Below are 21984 nucleotides of genomic sequence, written 5' to 3' on the forward strand. Positions count from 1 at the left end.
GGGGGGGATTAACCCTTGCGGACAGCGATACTTGCATTGCTTAAGCGTAATGCCGGAGAGTATATCTCAGGTGAGGAACTTTCGCGCAACCTTAATGTGTCACGAACGGCGGTATGGAAGCACATTCGGGCTTTGAAACAAGCTGGTTATGACATTGAAGCCCATTCTCGTCTGGGTTATGCGTTGCGGCAAAATACTGACAGGCTATTGCCTGATGAGATCAGAGTGCAGTTAACTAGCACTATATTGGGGCAGGAAATTCACTATTTCAGTGAGGTGGATTCGACCAATACTGAGGCTAAAAAACTGGCAGCAAACGGTTGTCCGGAAGGAACCATCGTTGTGGCTGAAGCCCAGTCTACCGGGCGTGGCCGCCTTTCTAGGGGCTGGTTTTCACCTTTTGGCCAAGGGATTTGGCTGTCTGTTGTGCTTAGGCCGCCATTTGGTCCCATGGATGCTGCTAAATGTACGCTGATGGCAGCTGTGGGTGTAAACCGTGCTATCAATGCGGTGACAGGTATCGGCTGTGGCATTAAATGGCCTAATGACATCTTGTGGAATAATCGCAAAGTGGTGGGGATTCTTACTGAGATGAGCGCTGAAATGGATGTTATCAATTATGTAGTTATCGGTATGGGGATTAACGTTACTATTGAGGAGTTCCCTGGCGAACTTGCCGCGTCAGCTGCCTCCCTGTCGGTTGCTGCTGGACGATCAATTTCTCGGGTGAAGTTGTTAACCACCATTTTGGCTGAATTAGAAAATGCGTATATGCTTGTCAAAAAATCTGGGTTTGCGCCAGTGCTTGCAGCTTGGCGGCAAGAATCAATTACACTGGGACGGCAGGTGAAGGTCCAGGGGTTTGAGTGCAGCTTCACTGGTTTGGCTGTTGACATTGATGCTGATGGTGCGCTTTTAGTAAAAACATCACAAGGTGTTGAACGGGTAGTAGCTGGGGATGTGTCTATTCGTCCGGCGGGGTCGCTATAACTACTAGAGGTATGCACGTATATTGTCGGTTATGTCGCGGAACACTGTGAATTGACATACAAAACCATAAACTTCGCCATGCTTGTTGGCCTAACAGTTATTTATGGATTGGGGTTAGCAGGCTTTAATGTTTACAATTTCCCTGCTTTTAGGTACAATTATAGCGATTAAGGAGCAAGGCTGCTTCGCGCTAGTTGCAGTTAGGTAGCTCATACAGGGGGATTTTCTAATGCTGTTAGTAATTGATGTTGGTAATTCCAATATTGTTGTAGGAATGTACGAGGGCGAAGAACTACTCTATCACTGGCGAATTTCCACAGATCGCCAAAAGACCGGTGATGAGTATGGTATGTTGCTTAATAATCTATTTGCGTACCGCGGCCTGAAAATGGAGAATGTGGACGCGATTGTGATTTCTTCAGTTGTGCCACCGTTGGATGTGCCTCTAACCAAGATGTGTCAACGGTATTTTAATGTTAAGCCACTTGTGGTGGGGCCGGGGATTAAGACCGGTATTTGTATAAAATATGAAAATCCGCGCGAAGTGGGCGCAGACCGGATTGTTAATGCCGTTGCCGCCTATGCCAAATATGGCGGGCCACTTATTGTTGTTGATTTTGGTACAGCCACTACTTTCTGCGTTTTGGCTGAGAATGGGGATTACTTGGGCGGAGCGATTGCGCCAGGTATCTGGATTTCTACTGAGGCTTTGTTTCAACGGGCGGCCAAACTACCGCGCATTGAGCTTATTAAGCCCAAGAGTGTCATTTGTCGCAACACGATAAATAGTATGCAGTCAGGCATTATCTACGGGTTTGTGGGACAAGTGGATGAAATTGTCCGCCGGATGTGCGCTGAACTAGAGCGGGAGGTCACTGTTGTGGCCACAGGCGGCCTGGCTAATCTAATTGCTAAGGAGTCTCATACTATTGATAAAGTAGACACTTTTCTGACGTTAGAAGGTCTTAGACTTATTTACGAACGTAATCGCTAGAAATTTTATTTGTAGCTGTAGTTCAGGAGGCGGTCAATTATGGCCGCTTTTCTTTCACTTGTTTAGGAGGGACCTATGCATATCGGTGAAATTTTATTGGCGAATCCCGTTATTCTAGCTCCGATGGCTGGGGTTACTGATTTGCCGTTTCGTTTGTTGGCTAAAGAAATGGGCTGTGGCTTAGTGTATTCTGAGATGGTGAGCGACAAAGGATTGATTTATGATAATGCTCATACGAAAAAAATGTTGACGATCAAGGAACAGGAACGACCGGTAGCATTGCAGATATTTGGTTCAGAGCCTGAGAGCATGGGGCAGGCGGCCAAAATTGTTGCTGGTGCGGGTGCTGATATTATTGACATTAACATGGGCTGCCCGACACTTAAAATTGTTAAAAATGGTGAGGGGTCAGCGCTTATGCGTAAACCTGAGCTTGCTTACCGGATTATTGCTGCTGTTGTAGCAGCGGCAGGTAAGGTCCCGGTTACTGTGAAATTTCGCAAAGGCTGGGACGAAAAGTCAGTGAATGCTGTAGAGATTGCTAAACTGGCAGAACAAGCTGGAGCCGCAGCTGTCAGCGTTCACGGGCGTACCCGGGAACAATTTTACTCTGGCTTTGCGGACTGGAACAGTATCAGGGAGGTAAAAAAGGCAGTCCGGATTCCGGTCATTGGCAACGGTGATATCCGTACACCACAAGACGCCAAGCGTATGTTGACGGAGACTGGTTGCGATGGCATAATGATAGGGCGGGGAGCCCAAGGCAATCCTTGGATATTCCGCCAAGTTGCCCATTACCTCGCAACAGGTGAAGTATTACCATCACCTGGACTAAAGGAACGGATCGACATGCTGCTTAGACATCTCGATATGATTGTCGAACACAAAGGTGAATACATCGGCATCCGCGAAATGCGCAGTCATGCTGCCTGGTACACCAAAGGACTTCCTAAATCAGCCGAGTTAAGGCTCAAGTTTAACCAGGCAATAAACAGAGAAGATTTTATTCACATAATGGAAAACTACCGTGATACTACTATAACTTGAAAAAATTCATTACCGTGCAAAAGCCGGAGACTGCTTAGAAATGTTCAGCTGCTAGGCGCGACGAGGACGTGACCGCAGTCGTACTGGGAAGTACGTCGGAGGGAACGCCCACAGGAGCAACAACGCAGATGGGCGTTTATAAGCAGTCTCCGCGGGGGGATAAGAATGCATATGCTCATCATGCCTGTCGCCAACGGCGTATTGCCAAGGCCGCAGGGTGGAACAATTACCGGGATGTTTATCATTGAAAATGGCGGTCAGCTACTGCTAGATGTAGGGGTTGGGAGGGAAATCCTTATCTGTCCCTGGGTTGTCGAAGAACAAGCCTTATATCCTGTTGGCGTAATTGTTCGCATTATGAATATTTGGAATCAGACGGCTGTAGATGATGCAGGGGTCGAAATTCCGGTACTTATGGCTAAATTGGAAGGTAGAGGTCATGCTCGCTGGTACACTATGCGAACAGCTGGCAGTTACCTTTATTCGAATGATATTGAATACATCAACCTAAAAAAGATGCGTAAGGAATACCCGGCTATCTCAGGTGCCGGGTGGACACCGCAGGGAGGATATACTGAGTTTCGCGATAAAAGTGATATACCTGTGACCATTTATGGTGCAGATATTGAGTCAGGCGAGCAAATCAGCATAACGGCTAACTTAGGTGGATTGGTTGAGTTGGAACAAGCCCATACGATTGAACACTCGGTTATTCGGGCGTTGACTACGTACGGATTATGCACGGCACGAACATTGGTTGAAGCTATGGGCCGGGAAACCGCTGAGTTAAAAAAATCAGTAGAGTTTAGTATTAAACATACCATGCCGGAAGCAATTGGTTTGACAGCTAGTGGAGCCTGTGGGAATCCGATGACTAATTTGGCTCAATTTTATTTGGCACAAGAGTTTGTCAGCAATATTGAGGCCGGTAAGTCACTTAATGAGTCCATTGACAAAGCTCGTCGTACGACAATGTCACAGCTTACTGACGACATTGGTATTACCATGAATCAAGGCATTCGCGTGCTGCAAGGCCTTAAAAAGGGTATGGCTCATGATGATACTGTATTAAAGCTGGAAACATATAAAAGAGTAATTAGCCGTTTTCCCTTTGAACCTTGGGAATAACGGCTTTTCTTTATTCTTGGTGCGATATAGCTCCTATTTTTCGGTAAACTTGTTATTTGATAAAGTTGATGCTAAAATATGTATGTACACAATGTTGTGCACATATACTACAGGGGAGATGAACGAGCCATGTTGCTTCGTATTGGCGACAAGATTGTTGATCGACAGAAAATTCATCACACTGTTGACAGAATTCTTGAATTGCGGCGAGATGGCTTATCACAGCAAGAGGTGGCAGGTCAAATTTGTGTTGATCGCACCTTTGTTTCACGCCTCGAGGCAATTGGCGAGATTCGTAAAGGTGGTCGTGTAGCGCTCATTGGCTTCCCTATAAAAAATTGTCAGGAGATATATACTGTAGCCAGACAAGAAGGCGTTGATTTTTGCCTGGTTTTGTCTAATCAGGAACGCTTGGATTTTGTTCAAACCAAAAGTGGCGTCGAATTATTTAATACTATTATGGAGATAATCGCCAATGTCCATAAATATGACATAGTAATTATTATTGGCTCAAATATGCGTATTAAATTAATGGAAACCTTACTTGATAAAGCAGTAATCGGTATGCAAATTGGCGAATCGCCGATTTCTGAAGATAAATATGTCAATCCAGAAGATATTTGTGCGCTTATTAGGCAGCTGAGGTTTTAGCCAGGAGGATACAAGGATGAAACAGGTGGTAAGCATCAGTCTGGGTTCATCAAAACGTAATAGCACGATTATTACTGAATTTGGTGGTCAACAGTTTCAAATTAAGCGAATTGGCACTGATGGAAATAAACAGGTGGCTGCAGGCCTTATCCGCGAGCTGGATGGCAAGGTGGATGCAATTGGTCTTGGTGGTACTGATTTATATATTTATGCTGGGAAAAGGCGATATACCTTCCGGGAGTCCGCGGCATTAGCTGCTAATGCAAAGATAACACCAGTAGTTGATGGCAGCGCTATCAAGAATACATTGGAGCGGCGGGTAATACCTTATCTTAGTACTAAATATGGTTTTGAATTTAAAGATAGCCAGGCGCTTATTGTGTGTGCGGTTGACCGATTCGGGTTAGCCGAAGCTTTAGCGGGTGCGGGTAGTAAAACCGTATTTGGCGATTTAATGTTTGGCCTGGGATTGCCAATCCCCATTACTACTTTAAGCGGTCTGGCTTGTTTGGCTAAGTTGATAGCTCCTGTTATTACCAAGCTGCCTGTTAGTTTATTTTATCCTACAGGTAATAAGCAAACCCAGGTAACACCTAGATTTGAAAAATATTTTCACCGTGCGTCTATAATTGCTGGCGATTTTCATTTTATCAGGCGTTACATGCCAGACACAATGAAAGATAAGCTGATCATTACCAATACGGTAACGCAAGAAGATGAAGCTTTGCTAAAAGAGCGTGGGGTTGCTGCCTTGGTAACGACTACGCCAGAAATGGGTGGACGATCTTTCGGCACCAACATATTAGAAGGAGTGTTGACGGTCTTGTCTGGTAAACACCCAACGCAGCTAACGGTTGAAAATTATTTGGAGCTTATTGAACGAGCAGGAATTGAGCCAAGGTTTAAAAAACTTACATAAGGAGGCGCTTGTATTTGCAAAAGTTTGCTTTTGTAGTTCATCCCTTGGAAGCCAGCGATTTTAGTCGGAAATTTTCGTTTACCCGTACTTGGCCTGACAGGTTAGTAGAAGGTATTATCAAATACATACCGCCGTTCAAAGTCTCGCACATTAGCGGTATTGATTCTGGACATAATAAGGCAGAAGGCTGGTTTGTCGGGTGTCCTCTGACATCTCGCCAAATGGTTGCTATGCCTGAATCATATGTAATTAATAAAATTATTAAGACTGGCAAGGTAGCTGAAAAGCTTGGAGCCAAAATTCTGGGTCTTGGTGCGTTTACTTCTGTTGTCGGTGACGCAGGCATAACAATAGCCAAAAACTTAAAAATTGCCGTAACAACAGGCAACAGTTATACCGTAGCTACTGCATTGGAAGGTACGCGTCAAGCAGCAAAAACAATGGGAATTGACTTAACGCGGGCTAATGTACTTATCTTAGGGGCTACTGGGTCTATTGGCGCGGCATGTGCTCAAATTTTAGCCCGGGAAGTACGATACTTGACACTAGCAGCCCGGGATGAGGTTAAGCTTGAAAAACTTGCCAAGCAGATTTTGAAAGCTACAGGATTAGCCGTTCGGGTAACAGCTAATACTAAACAAGCCATTAGAAATGCTGACATTGTAGTAGCTGTAACCAGCGCTACTGATAGCATAATTGAGCCTGAGGACTTAAAAGCAGGCGCTATTGTCTGTGACGTAGCTAGGCCGCGTAATGTCTCGCGACGGGTAGCCGAACTACGCAATGATGTACTTGTCCTTGAAGGCGGGGTCGTAGAGGTGCCTGGAGATGTAGACTTCAGACTAAATTTTGGGTTTCCGCCGCAAACCGCCTATGCATGTATGGCTGAGACCATGATATTAGCGTTAGAGGGTCGCTATGAAAACTTTACGTTAGGACGGGATTTAACGGTTAAACAAGTGGAAGTCATTGATAAATTAGCAACTAAACATGGTTTTAAATTGGCAGGGTTTCGCAGCTTTGAACGAGCTGTTACCTTACAGGAGCTTGCAGCCATTAAAACCAATGCTCTAGCAAAAACTTCGCAGATTCAGAAAGGAGTGCTTTAGAAAATATTGACAAAAGACGTTTTTATGCCTATAATAATGAAAAATAGAGGATGCTGCACACAATGTTAGGGTGCCTCTTACCAGTAACAGTGTCAAGTTCTACTTGGCACTATTTATATTGTCTAATTCCTGCGTATCAAAATTTTTTCAACAAAAGGGCAATTTTAAAAACAAAATGAATACACTATCTACAAAGAAAAATTTATAATATTTGCAAAATATTTTTAGCAAATAGCTAAATAAGAGGAGAATGAACCATGGAAAAAGACGTTATGCTTACCATTGACGGACTGAAGAAGTTAGAGCAAAAGCTGGATCATCTAAAATCAGTTCGCCGCCGGGAGGTAGCTGAACGTATTAAGCAAGCAATTGAATTTGGCGATATCAGTGAAAACTCGGAGTATGAAGATGCTAAAAATGAACAAGCATTTATCGAGGGCGATATTCTTACTTTGGAAAAGATGTTGCGTAATGCCAAGGTAATTGATGAAGGCGAAGTGGGCACAGACATTGTTGCCTTAGGATCAACTGTCAAACTTAAGGATCTGGAGTTTGACGATGAATTCGAATATACCATTGTTGGCTCAGCTGAGGCTGACCCGACTGAACTTAAAATTTCCAACGAATCGCCGGTTGGGCAGGCTATAATTGGCCAAAAGGTTGGTAGTGTTGTAGAAGTTAATGTGCCAGCAGGGATGCTCAAATATGAAATTATGGAGATCAGACGCCACCACTAAATTTTTAGCTGAGAAAGCAAGACAGGGGAGAAGTTTCATGGCAGAAATAGAAGTAGGACAAGATAACAATCTGCAAGCAACCGAGGAATTAAATGAACTGATGAGGGTTCGCAGGGAAAAGATGGATAAAGTTGCCGCTCAAGGAATTGAACCTTTTGGACGCAAGTATGACTTTACTCATCATGCGCAAACAATTATTGATAAGTATGCTGAACTAGAAGGACAAACTGTCCGTATTGCCGGACGTCTCATGGCAGTTCGTGGTCATGGGAAGGCGAGCTTCGGTCATGTAATGGATATTACTGGCAGGATTCAGATTTATTTCCGTCAAGATGTATTGGGAGAAACAGCTTATGAGCAGTTTCGCCTCTTAGATATTGGTGATATTGTAGGTATTGAGGGTATAGTATTTACCACACAAAAAGGTGAAATCAGCATAAAAGCAAATCGGTTTGAATTTTTGGCTAAATCGTTGCGGCCACTGCCAGAGAAATGGCATGGTTTAAAGGATGTTGAGACTCGCTATCGCCAACGTTATCTTGATCTAATTGTCAACCCAGATGTGCGCAATAATTTTATTATGCGCAGTAAAATCATTCAGGTCGTTCGGCAACAATTAGATGAACGAGGCTTTTTAGAAGTGGAAACACCCATGATGCACCCGATTGCTGGTGGTGCGGCAGCACGACCATTTATTACCCATCACAATGCACTTGATATGAAACTGTACATGCGGATTGCGCCTGAACTGTACCTCAAACGGCTAATTGTCGGCGGTTTTGAAAAAGTATACGAACTCGGCCGGGTATTTAGAAACGAAGGTATTGATATTAAACATAACCCGGAATTTACTATACTTGAGCTTTACCAGGCTTTTGCCGATTACCAGGATGTTATGCGTTTGACAGAGGACGTGGTAGCTGGAGTTGCAGAGACTCTCCTAGGTACAACCAAGATTACTTATCAAGGGCAGGAAATTGACCTTACACCGCCGTGGAATCGACTCACTATGCCGGAAGCCATATTAAAATATTCAGGGGAAGATTTTGGCGTGGTTAAGACAGTGGCTGAAGCTCGTGCCATTGCCGACAAGCTTGGTGTGAAATATGAACAAAAACATGGAATTGGCGGTATCTTGAATAATGTATTTGAAGAGGTTTGCGAGGAGCATCTGATTCAGCCAACCTTTATTATCGGTCATCCTACAGAGATATCTCCCTTAGCTAAACGCAATAAGGATAACCCTGAGATCACTGATCGTTTTGAGGCCTTTATCTTTGGCCGCGAAATTGCCAATGGCTTTTCAGAGTTAAATGATCCTATTGATCAACATGGTCGTTTTGCTGATCAGCTGGCTCAACGTATGGCTGGCGATGATGAAGCACATATGATGGATGAGGATTATATTAATGCCCTTGAATATGGTTTGCCGCCTACAGGTGGTTTAGGCATTGGCATTGATCGGTTAGTTATGTTTATAACTGATTCCTATTCGATTAGAGACGTAATCTTATTTCCACATATGCGCCACCGTGAATAGTTGCAAAGGGGCTGACCAATATTATTTGGTTAGTCCCTTTACTGTTGACGGTTGTAAATGATTATGGTAAAATAAATCTCGTTCGATTGACGTCTTTGCAGATATACTTCACAAATAAATGTTGACAAAATTAACTGATGTGTGATAGTATTTAGAAGTCGCAAAACATGCGATTGAAAATTCCAAAAAAAGAAACAAAAAATATATTGACACGTCAAATGTGATGTGATAATATATAAAAGCTGTCGACGCGATGCGAACGACAAAGTGTTCCCTGAAAACTGAACAATGTAAGTAATGCATCATAAAATGCCAGATGTGCGGTTGTATGTCGCTTGCGACATACAAAACCAAAAACAATTTCTAAATTGATTTATAGAGCCAACAAATGGCTTCAATAATATACTTTATTGGAGAGTTTGATCCTGGCTCAGGACGAACGCTGGCGGCGTGCCTAACACATGCAAGTCGAACGGGGAGTTAGTAATAACTCCTAGTGGCGAACGGGTGAGTAACGCGTAGACAACCTGCCTCTAAATTGGGGACAACACCGCGAAAGTGGTGCTAATACCGAATGTGGTATCTTGGTCGCATGACTAGGATAAGAAAGGTGGCCTCTATATATAAGCTACCGATTAGAGATGGGTCTGCGTCTGATTAGCTAGTTGGTGAGGTAATGGCTCACCAAGGCAACGATCAGTAGCCGGTCTGAGAGGATGAACGGCCACACTGGGACTGAGACACGGCCCAGACTCCTACGGGAGGCAGCAGTGGGGAATCTTCCGCAATGGACGAAAGTCTGACGGAGCAACGCCGCGTGAGTGAAGAAGGTCTTCGGATTGTAAAGCTCTGTCGTTTGGGACGAACGTGGGATGTGTGAATAATGCATTCTAATGACGGTACCAAAGGAGGAAGCCACGGCTAACTACGTGCCAGCAGCCGCGGTAATACGTAGGTGGCAAGCGTTGTCCGGAATTATTGGGCGTAAAGGGCGTGTAGGTGGATTTTTAAGTCGTGTGTCTAAGTGCGGGGCTCAACCCCGTATAGGCGCAGGAAACTGGATATCTTGAGTGCAGGAGAGGAAAGTGGAATTCCCAGTGTAGCGGTGAAATGCGTAGATATTGGGAGGAACACCAGTGGCGAAGGCGACTTTCTGGACTGTGTCTGACACTGAGGCGCGAAAGCTAGGGGAGCGAACGGGATTAGATACCCCGGTAGTCCTAGCCGTAAACGATGGGTACTAGGTGTAGAGGGTATCGACCCCCTCTGTGCCGCAAGCTAACGCAATAAGTACCCCGCCTGGGGAGTACGGCCGCAAGGTTGAAACTCAAAGGAATTGACGGGGGCCCGCACAAGCGGTGGAGTATGTGGTTTAATTCGACGCAACGCGAAGAACCTTACCAGGGCTTGACATTGAGTGAAAGACTAAGAGATTAGTTCCTATCTTCGGATACACGAAAACAGGTGGTGCATGGCTGTCGTCAGCTCGTGTCGTGAGATGTTGGGTTAAGTCCCGCAACGAGCGCAACCCTTATCCTTTGTTGCCAGCACATAATGGTGGGAACTCAAGGGAGACTGCCGTCGACAAGACGGAGGAAGGCGGGGATGACGTCAAGTCATCATGCCCCTTATGTCCTGGGCTACACACGTACTACAATGGGCTTAAACAAAGCGAAGCAAGACCGCGAGGTCAAGCAAAACGCATAAACAAGCTCTCAGTTCGGATCGGAGGCTGCAACTCGCCTCCGTGAAGTCGGAATCGCTAGTAATCGCAGGTCAGCATACTGCGGTGAATACGTTCCCGGGCCTTGTACACACCGCCCGTCACACCACGAAAGTTGACAACACCCGAAGCCGGTGGGGTAACCAGCAATGGAACTAGCCGTCTAAGGTGGGGCCGATGATTGGGGTGAAGTCGTAACAAGGTAGCCGTATCGGAAGGTGCGGCTGGATCACCTCCTTTCTAGGGAGAACCGTTCAGCGTAACAACTGAACTAACTTCTAGGTCGGTACATCTTGGCTGATGATACTCTTACATTGTTTAGTTTTGAGGGAATGCAAATTATCAAAACGTACTTGTTGAAATATACAGTACGCTATGATAATATAACAGTTCCTTAATGGGCCTATAGCTCAGCTGGTTAGAGCGCACGCCTGATAAGCGTGAGGTCAGTGGTTCAAGTCCACTTAGGCCCACCATTTGTGATGTGAGATGCGGGAAGTTGGAAGTGGGCGTGAGACGAATTTGCTTTGCAAATTCAAAACCCACATATCACACATCTAATATCTGGTATCACAATTATTCTTATATGGGGGCGTAGCTCAGCTGGGAGAGCACCTGCCTTGCAAGCAGGGGGTCAGCGGTTCGATCCCGCTCGTCTCCACCATATATCCAGTGACGATAGCTGTGGGGCTCCACCTGTTCCCATACCGAACACAGTAGTTAAGCCCACAAACGCCGAAGGTACTTGGCTGGAAACGGCCTGGGAGATTAGGAAGTTGCCGGTTTTGGAATGAAAGTTGCCAAAACTTACTTGTTGAAACATACAAGTGGTTCTGATAACATAGATGTTCCACTGTTCCTTGAAAACTGCACAGAAGAAAGCAAAGTAAAATTACCTCTCATATGCAAATATGTAGAAGTAACTTAACGAAGCGCAATTAGGATTCTAAAAAAGTCCTTACATTAGCGAAAGCAAAGTGTGAGGCAGGCGAAACTGGCTAGAAGGTGTCAGCTGCGAGGCGGACCGGAGAAGTGTGCAGCGCCACGTACTAACGTACGCAAGCAAACATTTCGAGGACCAACGAAGCAGATGGCGGCTTATAGACAGTTGCAGCTAAGTCAAGTTAATAAGGGCATACGGCGGATGCCTAGGCGCCAAGAGCCGACGAAGGACGGGGTAAGCTCCGATATGCCAGGAAGAGCTGCAAGCAAGCTTTGACTCCTGGATTTCCGAATGGGGGAACCCGGCGGTGGTAATGCACCGTCACCTAACGTAAGTTAGGAGGGCACCCGGGGAACTGAAACATCTAAGTACCCGGAGGAAAAGTAATCAATTGAGATTCCCTAAGTAGCGGCGAGCGAACGGGGAAGAGCCCAAACCAGAGAGCTTTGCTCTTTGGGGTTGCGGACTGATATAAATCAAGCTAGATCTAGTCGAACTACCTGGAAAGGTAGGCCACAGAAGGTAACAGCCCTGTAAGCGAAAGATCGAGCTTGAGGATCAGAATCCAGAGTACCACGGGACACGAGGAACCCTGTGGGAAGCAGGGGGGACCACCCTCCAAGGCAAAATACTCCTTGGCGACCGATAGCGCATAGTACCGTGAGGGAAAGGTGAAAAGCACCCCGGGAGGGGAGTGAAAGAGAACCTGAAACCGTATGTCTACAAGCAGTCGAAGACCCTTATGTGGTCGACGGCGTGCCTATTGAAGAATGAACCGGCGAGTTACAGTAACTAGCGAGGTTAAGTGGAAAACATGGAGCCGAAGCGAAAGCGAGTCTAAATAGGGCGATAGTTAGTTATTGTAGACCCGAAACCGCAGTGATCTATCCATGGCCAGGTTGAAGCGCAGGTAAAAATGCGTGGAGGACCGAACCCGTGAGCGTTGAAAAGCTTTGGGATGAGTTGTGGATAGGGGTGAAATGCCAATCGAACGCGGAGATAGCTGGTTCTCCCCGAAATAGCTTTAGGGCTAGCCTCAGGTAATGAGTATAGACGGTAGAGCACTGATAGGGCTAGGGGTCTTATAGATTACTGAACCTTGTCAAACTACGAATGGATATACTTTAACCTGGGAGTCAGACTGCGAGTGATAAGATCCGTAGTCAAAAGGGAAACAGCCCAGACCATCAGCTAAGGTCCCCAATGCCGTGCTAAGTGGCAAAGGATGTGGAATTTCCGAAACAACCAGGATGTTGGCTTAGAAGCAGCCACCATTTAAAGAGTGCGTAATAGCTCACTGGTCGAGAGATTGTGCGCCGAAGATGTCCGGGGCTAAAGCACGGAACCGAAGCTATGGCATGTCTAACGACATGGGTAGGGGAGCGTTCTTATCGGAGCGAAGCATGACCGTAAGGACATGTGGACTGATAAGAAGTGAGAATGCCGGTATGAGTAGCGAAAAGACAAGTGAGAATCTTGTCCACCGAAAGCCTAAGGTTTTCTGAGGAAGGATCGTCCGCTCAGAGTAAGTCGGGACCTAAGCCGAGGCGTAGATGCGTAGGCGATGGACAACTGGTTAAAAATCCAGTACCACCTAAAGTCGTTTGAGCGATGGAGTGACACAGTAGGGTAAATGAGCGCGAGGATGGAAATTCGCGTCTAAGCTTGTAGGGTGTTGTGTAGGCAAATCCGCACAACTTGAACCTGAGAAGTAATGGGTAGCTGTTAGCGATAACGGTGAATTGATTGATCCCACACTGTCAAGAAAAGCTTCTAGTGAGATAATAGGTGCCCGTACCGTAAACCGACACAGGTAGGCGGGGAGAGAATCCTAAGGTGCGCGGGAGAACCCTCGTTAAGGAACTCGGCAAAATGTCCCCGTAACTTCGGGAAAAGGGGAGCTTATATATCGTGTAGACTTGAAACGGTTGAAGCGAAAATGAGTTGCAAAAAAGAGGCCCAAGCGACTGTTTACCACAAACACAGGTGCCTGCTAAAGCGAAAGCTGACGTATAGGTGCTGACACCTGCCCGGTGCCGGAAGGTTAAGAGGAGCGGTTAGAGCAATCGAAGCTGTGAATTGAAGCCCCGGTAAACGGCGGCCGTAACTATAACGGTCCTAAGGTAGCGAAATTCCTTGTCGGGTAAGTTCCGACCCGCACGAAAGGTGTAACGACTTGGGCACTGTCTCAACGAGGGACCCGGTGAAATTGAAATACCTGTGAAGATGCAGGTTACCCGCGACTGGACAGAAAGACCCCATGGAGCTTTACTGCAACCTGACATTGAGTTTTGGTAAATGATGTACAGGATAGGTGGGAGACTGAGAGAATAGGACGCAAGTCTTGTTGGAGTCAATGTTGGGATACCACCCTTTATTTACTGGAATTCTAACTCAAGAAGTAACGAAACTGAGGACAGTGTCAGGCGGGCAGTTTGACTGGGGCGGTCGCCTCCGAAAGAGTAACGGAGGCGCCCAAAGGTTCCCTCAGCGCGGATGGAAATCGCGCGAAGAGTGTAAAGGCAGAAGGGAGCTTGACTGCAAGACAGACAAGTCGAGCAGGGACGAAAGTCGGGCTTAGTGATCCGGTGGTACCGAGTGGAAGGGCCATCGCTCAACGGATAAAAGCTACCCTGGGGATAACAGGCTAATCTCTCCCAAGAGTCCATATCGACGGGGAGGTTTGGCACCTCGATGTCGGCTCATCACATCCTGGGGCTGAAGTAGGTCCCAAGGGTTGGGCTGTTCGCCCATTAAAGTGGTACGTGAGCTGGGTTCAGAACGTCGTGAGACAGTTCGGTCCCTATCCATCGCGGGCGTAAGAGACTTGAAGGGAACTGCTCCTAGTACGAGAGGACCGGAGTGGACGAACCAATGGTGTACCAGTTATTCCGCCAGGAGTAGAGCTGGGTAGCTACGTTCGGAAAGGATAAACGCTGAAAGCATCTAAGCGTGAAACCAGCCTTAAGATGAGGTCTGTCATTCGAAAGAAGTAAGGCCCCTTGGAGATTACAAGGTAGATAGGCCAGATGTGGAAGTGGAGTAATCCATGCAGCTGACTGGTACTAATAGGCCGAGGACTTGACTTAAACCTCGTTTGCATGAAGTGCAAACATTGATAAGACTAATGCGCAGTCTTTCTTCTGTGAAGTTTTGAAGGAACACACCTTCATAATAGACATATCGAAAGTCGTAAATCGACAATCGAATGTCGAATAATCCAGTGACGATAGCTGTGGGGTCCCACCTGTTCCCATACCGAACACAGTAGTTAAGCCCACAAACGCCGAAGGTACTTGGTTGGAAACGGCCTGGGAGATTAGGAAGTTGCTGGTTGATTAAAACACCTACTATATGTATAGGTGTTTTTTTATTGCCTTAAAGTTTAGAACGTTCAGAGTGCCCCAGGTGCTAGGCGGAGCGAGGACGTCGCCGTAGTCGTACTGGAAGTACGTCGGAGGGGACGCCCGCAGTGACAACGAAGCAGATGGGGTGCTATGGACGGTCGTAGTAGTCGAAGGTACTTGGTTGGATTGGCCTGGGAGATTAGGAAGTTGCTGGTTGATCAAAACACCTACACCTATGTGTAGGTGTTTTTTAAGTTTTGGAAGTCGCGGAGGCCTTATAAAACAAGGGGTGTCAAGTATAAACCCGCCACAGGCGGTCGTAAGATGGTACCCCGGCAACCCTTGTAACTCCCGTAACCTCCGGCCTTTGCCGGAAAAAGCGTTCCGCAGGAGAAAAGCCGGGCGGTATTCCGTAAAAAAATCCGTACTGTTTGAGCGTAGCGAGTTTACGGATTTTAGGAATATCGCCTGGCTTTTCAGCTTTTGGAGGCTTAGGGCCTAGACCTTTTGTTACTTTTGGGGCAATGCCAAAAGTAAAACCCCTTTCCGTAGTCGTACTGAAAAGTATGGCGGAGGCGACGTCGGCAGTGACAACGAAGCAGCTGGAAAATAAAAGCCCAACCTTAACAGGTTGGGTTTGGTGTGTATATATGTAGTTCTTAACCTATAGTTTTATAAGCTTGGGATTTAGCTCCACAGATAGGACATTTTTCTGGAGCACCTTTTTCGGCAATATGACCGCACACTGCGCAGATATAATACTCATAGGTTTCATCATTACCAATATTGGCGAGTGCCTTTTTATACAGCTCAGCATGAACTTTTTCAGCTTCGTTAGCAAGAGTAAAGGTGCGGACAGCTGCCGTATTATTCTCTTCTTTAGCTACTTTAATGAAATCAGGGTACATAGATTCAAACTCATAGGTTTCACCTTCTACAGCGGATTGGAGGTTTTCTGCAGTTGATTTAATTGCGCCCATTGTTTTTAGGTGAGTATGAGCATGAATAGTTTCAGCCTCAGCAGCAGCACGAAATAGTTTAGCTGCCTGGGCATGTCCTTCACTGTCAGCTTGTTTGGCAAAAGCAAGATATTTGCGATTAGCTTGTGATTCGCCCGCAAAAGCGGCAGCAAGATTCTTATCAGTAGTACTCATTAGGAAATTCCTCCTTGAAATTTAATAAACCGTTATTATCTATGGATTATTATTATCTATTTTCCTTACTTTGTCAATAAAAATATATCTACAAGATGAGTACCTGCTAGGAGGACAAAAATATAGCCAGCGAACTGGCTGTTTTTTTATTTGTTGCGCAGAAACCGCCAAACTCGAGCGCTCGTATTGCGCACACGGCGAAGTGGTGCAATGCTCACTCGTATGCGGGGTTTCATATCTTTTTGTAAGCCAAAGTCGCCGCGCATAATGTTGGTTGTCCTAGTTTTATCGGGCTTCAAAAAACTTTTTAAAACAGTAAGCGCTCTATCAGGACGGGTATAATCACCAGAGGTAAAAATGTCAACAGCTACATAGCGCTGTTCGGGAAAGGTATGAATACTCATATGACTTTGGCCTAGCAAGGCAATAACTGTCAGACCTTGCGGCTCAGTTTGATGACCGACTAAATCCAGTACTTCCAGATTAGTTTCTCTAATTGCTGTCAGCATAGCGGTTTTAATAAATTCGAGGTTATTAAGGTGGTCATAGTTACAGCCGTACATATCAATGGTTAGATGTCTCCCAATGCATGTCATGATGGTTCGCCCCTTTATGAAAAATCGTGATTATATACAGCGGTAAGTGAACATAATTTACTTATAATAGAAAATAGTAATCTGCCGTTATAAGATGAGATTTATACAATTTTACATTATAGTTAGATTGTACACGAATGTAAAGAGTTATTTGATAATTTCGTAATAAATCCACATATTAATTATTGAGACATAATAATTAGTAGCATTACCTAAACTGCAGCAGGAATTATTTGCATAGACAGTGAAGAGAAGAGTTAAGAAATTAGGTAGTAAGATAATGTAAAAACATGGAAGGAGCCGAAAATTAATGAATACGGTTAAACTATCAGAGAATGTGTATTATGTTGGTGCGGTCGATTGGAATCTTCGCGATTTCCACGGTTATACTACACCGCGGGGGGTAACCTACAATTCGTACCTTATTATAGATGAAAAGGTATGTCTTATTGATACTGTTAAAGCCCCTTTTGCGCAGGAATTGCTAGACCGTATTAGTGAAATTATTGACCCGAGCAAAATTGACTATATTATTACCAATCACATTGAACCAGATCATTCCAGTGCTCTGCCAGTGGTAATGACCAGAGCGCCGCAAGCCAAGGTGCTATTGACTGAACATGGCCGTACTGGTATTATTAAGCATTACCAGCAAAATTATGATTTTCAGGTAGTTAAAGAGGGAGATGTGCTCGACCTTGGCCGCAACAAGCTGCAATTTGTACCTGTACCTATGCTGCATTGGCCTGATTCAATGATTAGTTATTTGACAGGCGAACAAATCTTGTTTTCTAATGATGCTTTCGGACAGCATATATCTACAACCAAACGCTTTGATGATGAGAATGATCTTTCTGAGCTGCTTTATGAAGCTGAAAAATATTACGCGAATATTCTTCAGCCTTTTGGTAAAATGGTAGTAAAAGCAGTAGATAAGCTAAAAGAATTGCCGATTAAGGTTATTGCTCCCAGCCATGGAGTTGTGTGGCGTAAGCATATTTCTGATATAGTAGCTAAATACCAGGACTGGGGCCGAGGTAAGACGGTGGGGAAAGTGATTATTGCTTATGATAGTATGTGGGGAAGTACTGAGCGCATGGCGCGCCAGATACTAGATGGGGTAGCAAGTACTGGTGTTACAGGCAAGCTTTACAAGATGTCAGCAGCTGACAGGAGTGAGGTTGTCCGGGATATGTTAGCGGCAGGCGGTGTACTAATTGGCTCACCTACTTTAAATAACGGTATGTTGCCTACTATGGGCGCTTTAACTGTGTACCTTAAGGGGTTGCGGCCAACTGGGAAAATTGGGGCGTCATTTGGTGCCTACGGCTGGGGCGGCGGTGCGCAGAAGGCAATTGAGGAGATGCTTACTAGCAGTGGGATAGCTGTTGAACAGCCAGGATTATCGCTTAAATGGGTACCGGATGCTGATGAATTGGATAAATGCTTTGAATTTGGTCGCGAGTTTGCGCGGAAAGTATTGACTAGAATCTAACTGGTTAGGCAGTGCTGCTAGAGCGCTGCCTTTCTACATACTGTAGCTGTGGTGGAAGCACACTATATATGCTTTTATAATGGTGGAAAAACTGAAAAAGAAGAATTAGGAAATGGAGAAAGAATAATGGAGATTATAACTAAAGTATTTTTGCGAAAAGGGGCCCAACATCGGGTGGAAAATGGCCATCCTTGGGTATACCAAAGTGAACTTGATTATATTGACGGCGACTTTCAGCCTGGAGATATTGTTGATGTATATAACTTTCGCCAGCGGTTTATTGGGCGTGGCTATATCAATCCTCGTTCCCAAATCATTGTACGCCTGTTGTCGCGCCAACAAGAACCTATTGACCGCGACTTTTTTAAGCGGCGTATTGAGACTGCTTGGCACTATCGGCAGACTTTTTTGGCAGAGCCGGAGTATTGCCGGTTAGTTTATGGTGAGGCTGACTTTCTGCCAGCTCTCATTATTGATAAGTTTGGCAAATATATGGTTATGCAGACATTATCCCTGGGGATTGATGTTCATAAAGAGACCATAATATCAGTATTGGAGGAGTTGTTTTCTCCTGAGGGGATCTATGAACGTAATGATGTGCCTGTGCGTAAGCTAGAGGGTCTGGATATGCGCAAAGGCTATCTCAAGGGCAACTTTCCCACCAAAATTATTGTAAAAGAGAATGACATTCCTTTTTATGCTGATGTGGAAAATGGGCAAAAAACTGGTTTTTTTTATGATCAACGGGAAAATCGACGGTTCTTAGAACCTATTGTAAAAGATGCTGAAGTATTGGATTGTTTCTGCCATACTGGTTCATTTGCCGTACATAGTGCCTTGTATGGGGCTAAGAGCCTGCATTCTATTGATATTTCGGAAGATGCGATTGCATTGGCTAAGGAAAATGCTGAAATGAACGGTGTTAGCGAGCAGTGTAATTTTGAGGTGGCTAACGCCTTTGACGCTCTAAGGTCTTTGGTGGAGGAACACCGGCAATATGATGTTGTAATTCTTGATCCGCCGGCGTTTACCAAGAGTCGTAGCAATATCGAGGGAGCGGCTCGTGGTTACAAGGAGATAAACCTACGCGGGCTTAAGCTGACGCGGCCAGGAGGTTATCTAGTTACCTGCTCATGCTCTTATCATATAGATCGGGACTTATTTAAAGCGATTGTTGTTGACGCTGCCCGGGATGCGAAACGTGTCATCCGTGAAGTTGAGTATCGGACACAAGCCAAGGATCATCCCATTTTACCAGCGGCGGCGGAAACTAACTACCTAAAATTTTTAGTCTTGCAAGTGGTTGAATGATGCGATGATGCCTGATAGAGTAATAGTTATGAAGTAAGAGATATTTAACAATAAACGATGATTATTAACGCTTATGCTTTAATTTGCCATCTAAGGAGTATTGCAAAATAAAAAAAAATAAAATAGAATAAAGTCAAAAGGTCAATTAAAGTCAAAGTGTGAGAAGGGAGGTGGGAATTTGAACAATTTAGCCGATGTGATTGAACAATGGATTTTGCGACAGATGGCAAGCGAGCAAGACGAAATTATTATGCTGCGGCGCAACGAGATGGCAGAAGAGCTTGCCTGTGCACCCTCGCAAATTACGTATGTCCTTAGCACCCGCTTTACCATTGAACGCGGCTTTATTGTCGAATCACGACGCGGTTCCGGCGGCTTTGTCCGGATTGCCCGCATCCCGGTGCAAACCATCGTATATCAAGATGCCGCTAATCAAATTGATGAAACAATAAGCTTAGAAGAGGTAAAAGTCATTGTCGCCCGTTTGCGAAGTCATAACCTCATGACTAGTCGCGAAGCTGCGCTTGTGTGCAAATGTTTTGCTGTGGTGTATGAGCGAATTCCCGCCCAAGAGCGAGTACCGCTATTAAAGTCATTATTGATGACCTTAGCTAACCAAAATGAAGTATGAGTGCGGAGGCAAAAGAATATGTTATGTGATGAATGTCAAAAAGAGCCCGCCTGTGTGCACATTACTAAAATTATTAACCAGCAAAAGATTGAGAAACATTTGTGTGAGCAGTGTGCGCAAAAATCGGGCGAAATCATGGGTAAAGGGATAAATAATATTTTTGGCAACAAGTTTTCTGTTCACGATTTTCTGAAAGAAATGTTTGATTATACCTTGCCGGAGAATGCCTGCCCAACACTTGAACCTGTCTGCTCAGACTGTGGTCTTAGTTATAGTGAGTTTTGCCATAGTGGCAAATTTGGTTGTAGTGGTTGTTACCAGGCATTTGCTGGACAATTGGAGCCGTTAATTAAGCGTATTCACGGGACCGCAGCGCATACTGGCAAAGTACCTAAACGCAGCGGTAGGCGGTTTGGCGTAGAGCAACTGATTAAGCGCTTACGTCATGAGCTAGCGCAGCATGTTACGCGTGAAGAATATGAGCAGGCAGCTCAGCTTAGGGATGAAATAAAAGTACTGGAGAGACAGCTTGCTGGTTCTGACGCCAGCCAAGAGTAAGGGGAGGGATGCTAGATGGCTAACATTTTAGAAAACCTGCTAAGTGAGCCACTTACGCCCTGGCTCAGTGGTTCAGGTCCAGAAGGGGAAATTGTGCTTTCCAGTCGGATTCGCTTAGCTCGCAACCTAAACAACCAGCCTTTTCCCGGCCGGGCCTCAGTTGCTAAACTTGGTGAAATAGTAGCTGAGTTAACGGCCATTCCAGCCGACCTTATGGCAGACGATGGGCACGAATACGCTTTTATCGAGCTTGAAAAAATATCACCGTTGGCTAGATATGTCCTTGTGGAAAAGCATATTGTTAGTCCTAATCATGTTGTCAAGCCTGAGAACCGAGCGCTTATTGTCCGCGATGATGCCAGTGTCAGTATTATGGTTAATGAAGAAGATCACCTGCGCTTGCAATGTTTGGAGGCAGGTCTTAATCTGAAAGACGCATTTACAAAAGCGACTACGGTGGATGATATTATTGAGAACAAACACGGTTTGGCCTTTATGGAACATATTGGATATTTGACAGCCTGTCCTACCAATATTGGTACTGGCTTGCGGGCATCGGTTATGATCCATTTGCCAGCTTTGGCAATAACCAAGCAAATGGGGACAATGGTGGCTATTGCAACTCAGTTAGGGCTAACTGTTCGTGGTTTATACGGCGAAGGAACAGAGGCAACAGGTAACATTTTTCAAATATCAAATCAGGTTACCTTAGGTCGTAATGAACAGGATATTATCAACAACCTAAGTAGTGTTGTTAAGCAAATTGTTGATAAAGAACGAATGGCGAGAAGTCTTCTTAGGGATGAATCACCAGATGCACTTGCTGACAGGGTGTGGCGAGCTTATGGGGTACTGCGGTACGCACAAAGCCTGTCAGCATCAGAAGCCTTGGCACTCTTAAGTGAGGTGCGGCTGGGGATTGATTTGGGAGTGATTGACGAAGCACCTGCTGCGGTATTTAATCAGTTGTTGGTGACAACTCAACCTAATTTTCTGCAAAATCTGTCGGGAGAGGTTGCTTTGAATCAAGCAGAGCGCAATAAATTCCGGGCACAACTAGTGCGGTCAAGCTTGCACGGAAGCTAATACAAAAACAAGGTGAGGTCAAAAA

General features: G+C 45.3%; 16 protein-coding genes, 2 tRNA genes and 4 rRNA genes. 20 read left to right on the plus strand and 2 right to left on the minus strand.

What is annotated here, in order from left to right:
- Positions 1-15 precede the first annotated feature (15 nt).
- From ACZ449_RS24615 to rrf (ACZ449_RS24685), 15 genes are all read left to right on the plus strand, one after another.
- Positions 16-990, plus strand: a complete 975-nt coding sequence (locus ACZ449_RS24615) for a biotin--[acetyl-CoA-carboxylase] ligase (protein WP_464258680.1) — start codon at positions 16-18, stop codon at positions 988-990.
- 229 nt (positions 991-1219) lie between these two features.
- Positions 1220-1984 (plus strand): type III pantothenate kinase, encoded by a 765-nt coding sequence (locus ACZ449_RS24620; protein WP_464258681.1) that lies wholly within the window; start codon positions 1220-1222, stop codon positions 1982-1984.
- Positions 1985-2059: 75 nt separating this feature from the next.
- The gene (dusB, locus tag ACZ449_RS24625; RefSeq protein ID WP_464258682.1) at positions 2060-3031 is read left to right on the plus strand and encodes a tRNA dihydrouridine synthase DusB; all 972 of its coding nucleotides are present in this window, start codon (positions 2060-2062) and stop codon (positions 3029-3031) included.
- 165 nt (positions 3032-3196) lie between these two features.
- A complete protein-coding gene (locus ACZ449_RS24630; RefSeq protein ID WP_464258683.1) occupies positions 3197-4159 on the plus strand; it encodes a hypothetical protein in 963 nt (320 codons plus the stop codon).
- 129 nt (positions 4160-4288) lie between these two features.
- Complete coding sequence (locus ACZ449_RS24635) at positions 4289-4810, plus strand: transcriptional regulator (protein ID WP_464258684.1); 522 nt, start codon at positions 4289-4291, stop codon at positions 4808-4810.
- 16 nt (positions 4811-4826) lie between these two features.
- Positions 4827-5729, plus strand: a complete 903-nt coding sequence (locus tag ACZ449_RS24640) for a quinate 5-dehydrogenase (RefSeq protein WP_464258685.1) — start codon at positions 4827-4829, stop codon at positions 5727-5729.
- Positions 5730-5743: 14 nt separating this feature from the next.
- The gene (locus tag ACZ449_RS24645; RefSeq protein WP_464258686.1) at positions 5744-6838 is read left to right on the plus strand and encodes a saccharopine dehydrogenase NADP-binding domain-containing protein; all 1095 of its coding nucleotides are present in this window, start codon (positions 5744-5746) and stop codon (positions 6836-6838) included.
- Between the two features lie 257 nt (positions 6839-7095).
- On the plus strand, positions 7096-7575 hold the full coding sequence (gene greA / locus ACZ449_RS24650; protein ID WP_464258687.1) for a transcription elongation factor GreA: 480 nt from the start codon (positions 7096-7098) through the stop codon (positions 7573-7575).
- 37 nt (positions 7576-7612) lie between these two features.
- A complete protein-coding gene (gene lysS, locus ACZ449_RS24655) occupies positions 7613-9115 on the plus strand; it encodes a lysine--tRNA ligase (protein WP_464258688.1) in 1503 nt (500 codons plus the stop codon).
- Between the two features lie 407 nt (positions 9116-9522).
- Positions 9523-11078 (plus strand): 16S ribosomal RNA (locus tag ACZ449_RS24660).
- A gap of 159 nt (positions 11079-11237) precedes the next feature.
- A tRNA-Ile gene (locus ACZ449_RS24665) sits at positions 11238-11314 on the plus strand.
- A 112-nt stretch (positions 11315-11426) separates the two neighbouring features.
- Positions 11427-11502 (plus strand) — tRNA-Ala (locus tag ACZ449_RS24670).
- A gap of 4 nt (positions 11503-11506) precedes the next feature.
- Positions 11507-11623, plus strand: a 5S ribosomal RNA gene (rrf, locus tag ACZ449_RS24675).
- Between the two features lie 332 nt (positions 11624-11955).
- A 23S ribosomal RNA gene (locus ACZ449_RS24680) occupies positions 11956-14870 on the plus strand.
- Positions 14871-15000: 130 nt separating this feature from the next.
- Positions 15001-15117: ribosomal RNA gene (gene rrf, locus ACZ449_RS24685) — 5S ribosomal RNA — on the plus strand.
- The 16S, 23S and 5S rRNA genes sit together here with 2 tRNA genes alongside, the layout of an rRNA operon.
- 670 nt (positions 15118-15787) lie before the next feature.
- Here the strand turns inward: rrf (ACZ449_RS24685) and ACZ449_RS24690 are convergent.
- Together ACZ449_RS24690 and speD are read right to left on the minus strand one after the other, a co-directional pair.
- Positions 15788-16282 (minus strand): rubrerythrin family protein, encoded by a 495-nt coding sequence (locus tag ACZ449_RS24690; protein ID WP_464258689.1) that lies wholly within the window; start codon positions 16280-16282, stop codon positions 15788-15790.
- Positions 16283-16428: 146 nt separating this feature from the next.
- The gene (speD, locus tag ACZ449_RS24695; RefSeq protein WP_464258690.1) at positions 16429-16878 is read right to left on the minus strand and encodes an adenosylmethionine decarboxylase; all 450 of its coding nucleotides are present in this window, start codon (positions 16876-16878) and stop codon (positions 16429-16431) included.
- 310 nt (positions 16879-17188) lie between these two features.
- On the opposite strand from speD, the gene ACZ449_RS24700 reads away from it, so the two are divergent.
- The 5 genes from ACZ449_RS24700 (at position 17189) to ACZ449_RS24720 (ending at position 21959) form a co-directional block, all read left to right on the plus strand.
- Positions 17189-18373, plus strand: a complete 1185-nt coding sequence (locus tag ACZ449_RS24700) for an FprA family A-type flavoprotein (RefSeq protein ID WP_464258691.1) — start codon at positions 17189-17191, stop codon at positions 18371-18373.
- 126 nt (positions 18374-18499) lie between these two features.
- Positions 18500-19684 carry a class I SAM-dependent rRNA methyltransferase gene (locus tag ACZ449_RS24705; RefSeq protein ID WP_464258692.1) on the plus strand — a complete coding sequence of 395 codons (1185 nt, stop codon included), beginning with the start codon at positions 18500-18502 and terminating at the stop codon, positions 19682-19684.
- Between the two features lie 178 nt (positions 19685-19862).
- Complete coding sequence (locus ACZ449_RS24710; RefSeq protein ID WP_464258693.1) at positions 19863-20315, plus strand: CtsR family transcriptional regulator; 453 nt, start codon at positions 19863-19865, stop codon at positions 20313-20315.
- 18 nt (positions 20316-20333) lie between these two features.
- Positions 20334-20873 carry a UvrB/UvrC motif-containing protein gene (locus tag ACZ449_RS24715; RefSeq protein WP_464258694.1) on the plus strand — a complete coding sequence of 180 codons (540 nt, stop codon included), beginning with the start codon at positions 20334-20336 and terminating at the stop codon, positions 20871-20873.
- 15 nt (positions 20874-20888) lie between these two features.
- The gene (locus ACZ449_RS24720; protein ID WP_464258695.1) at positions 20889-21959 is read left to right on the plus strand and encodes a protein arginine kinase; all 1071 of its coding nucleotides are present in this window, start codon (positions 20889-20891) and stop codon (positions 21957-21959) included.
- Positions 21960-21984: the final 25 nt, after the last annotated feature.

The organism is Desulfosporomusa polytropa (genome assembly GCF_055380075.1).

What these genes read in the sequence shown, in the direction of transcription:
- ACZ449_RS24620 (WP_464258681.1), top strand. Translation starts at nt 1,220, where the DNA reads ATGCTGTTAGTAATTGATGTTGGTAATTCCAATATTGTTGTAGGAATG.
- dusB (WP_464258682.1), top strand. Translation starts at nt 2,060, where the DNA reads ATGCATATCGGTGAAATTTTATTGGCGAATCCCGTTATTCTAGCTCCG.
- ACZ449_RS24630 (WP_464258683.1), top strand. Translation starts at nt 3,197, where the DNA reads ATGCATATGCTCATCATGCCTGTCGCCAACGGCGTATTGCCAAGGCCG.
- ACZ449_RS24635 (WP_464258684.1), top strand. Translation starts at nt 4,289, where the DNA reads ATGTTGCTTCGTATTGGCGACAAGATTGTTGATCGACAGAAAATTCAT.
- ACZ449_RS24640 (WP_464258685.1), top strand. Translation starts at nt 4,827, where the DNA reads ATGAAACAGGTGGTAAGCATCAGTCTGGGTTCATCAAAACGTAATAGC.
- greA (WP_464258687.1), top strand. Translation starts at nt 7,096, where the DNA reads ATGGAAAAAGACGTTATGCTTACCATTGACGGACTGAAGAAGTTAGAG.
- lysS (WP_464258688.1), top strand. Translation starts at nt 7,613, where the DNA reads ATGGCAGAAATAGAAGTAGGACAAGATAACAATCTGCAAGCAACCGAG.
- ACZ449_RS24690 (WP_464258689.1), bottom strand. Translation starts at nt 16,282, where the DNA reads ATGAGTACTACTGATAAGAATCTTGCTGCCGCTTTTGCGGGCGAATCA.
- speD (WP_464258690.1), bottom strand. Translation starts at nt 16,878, where the DNA reads ATGACATGCATTGGGAGACATCTAACCATTGATATGTACGGCTGTAAC.
- ACZ449_RS24700 (WP_464258691.1), top strand. Translation starts at nt 17,189, where the DNA reads ATGAATACGGTTAAACTATCAGAGAATGTGTATTATGTTGGTGCGGTC.
- ACZ449_RS24705 (WP_464258692.1), top strand. Translation starts at nt 18,500, where the DNA reads ATGGAGATTATAACTAAAGTATTTTTGCGAAAAGGGGCCCAACATCGG.
- ACZ449_RS24715 (WP_464258694.1), top strand. Translation starts at nt 20,334, where the DNA reads ATGTTATGTGATGAATGTCAAAAAGAGCCCGCCTGTGTGCACATTACT.
- ACZ449_RS24720 (WP_464258695.1), top strand. Translation starts at nt 20,889, where the DNA reads ATGGCTAACATTTTAGAAAACCTGCTAAGTGAGCCACTTACGCCCTGG.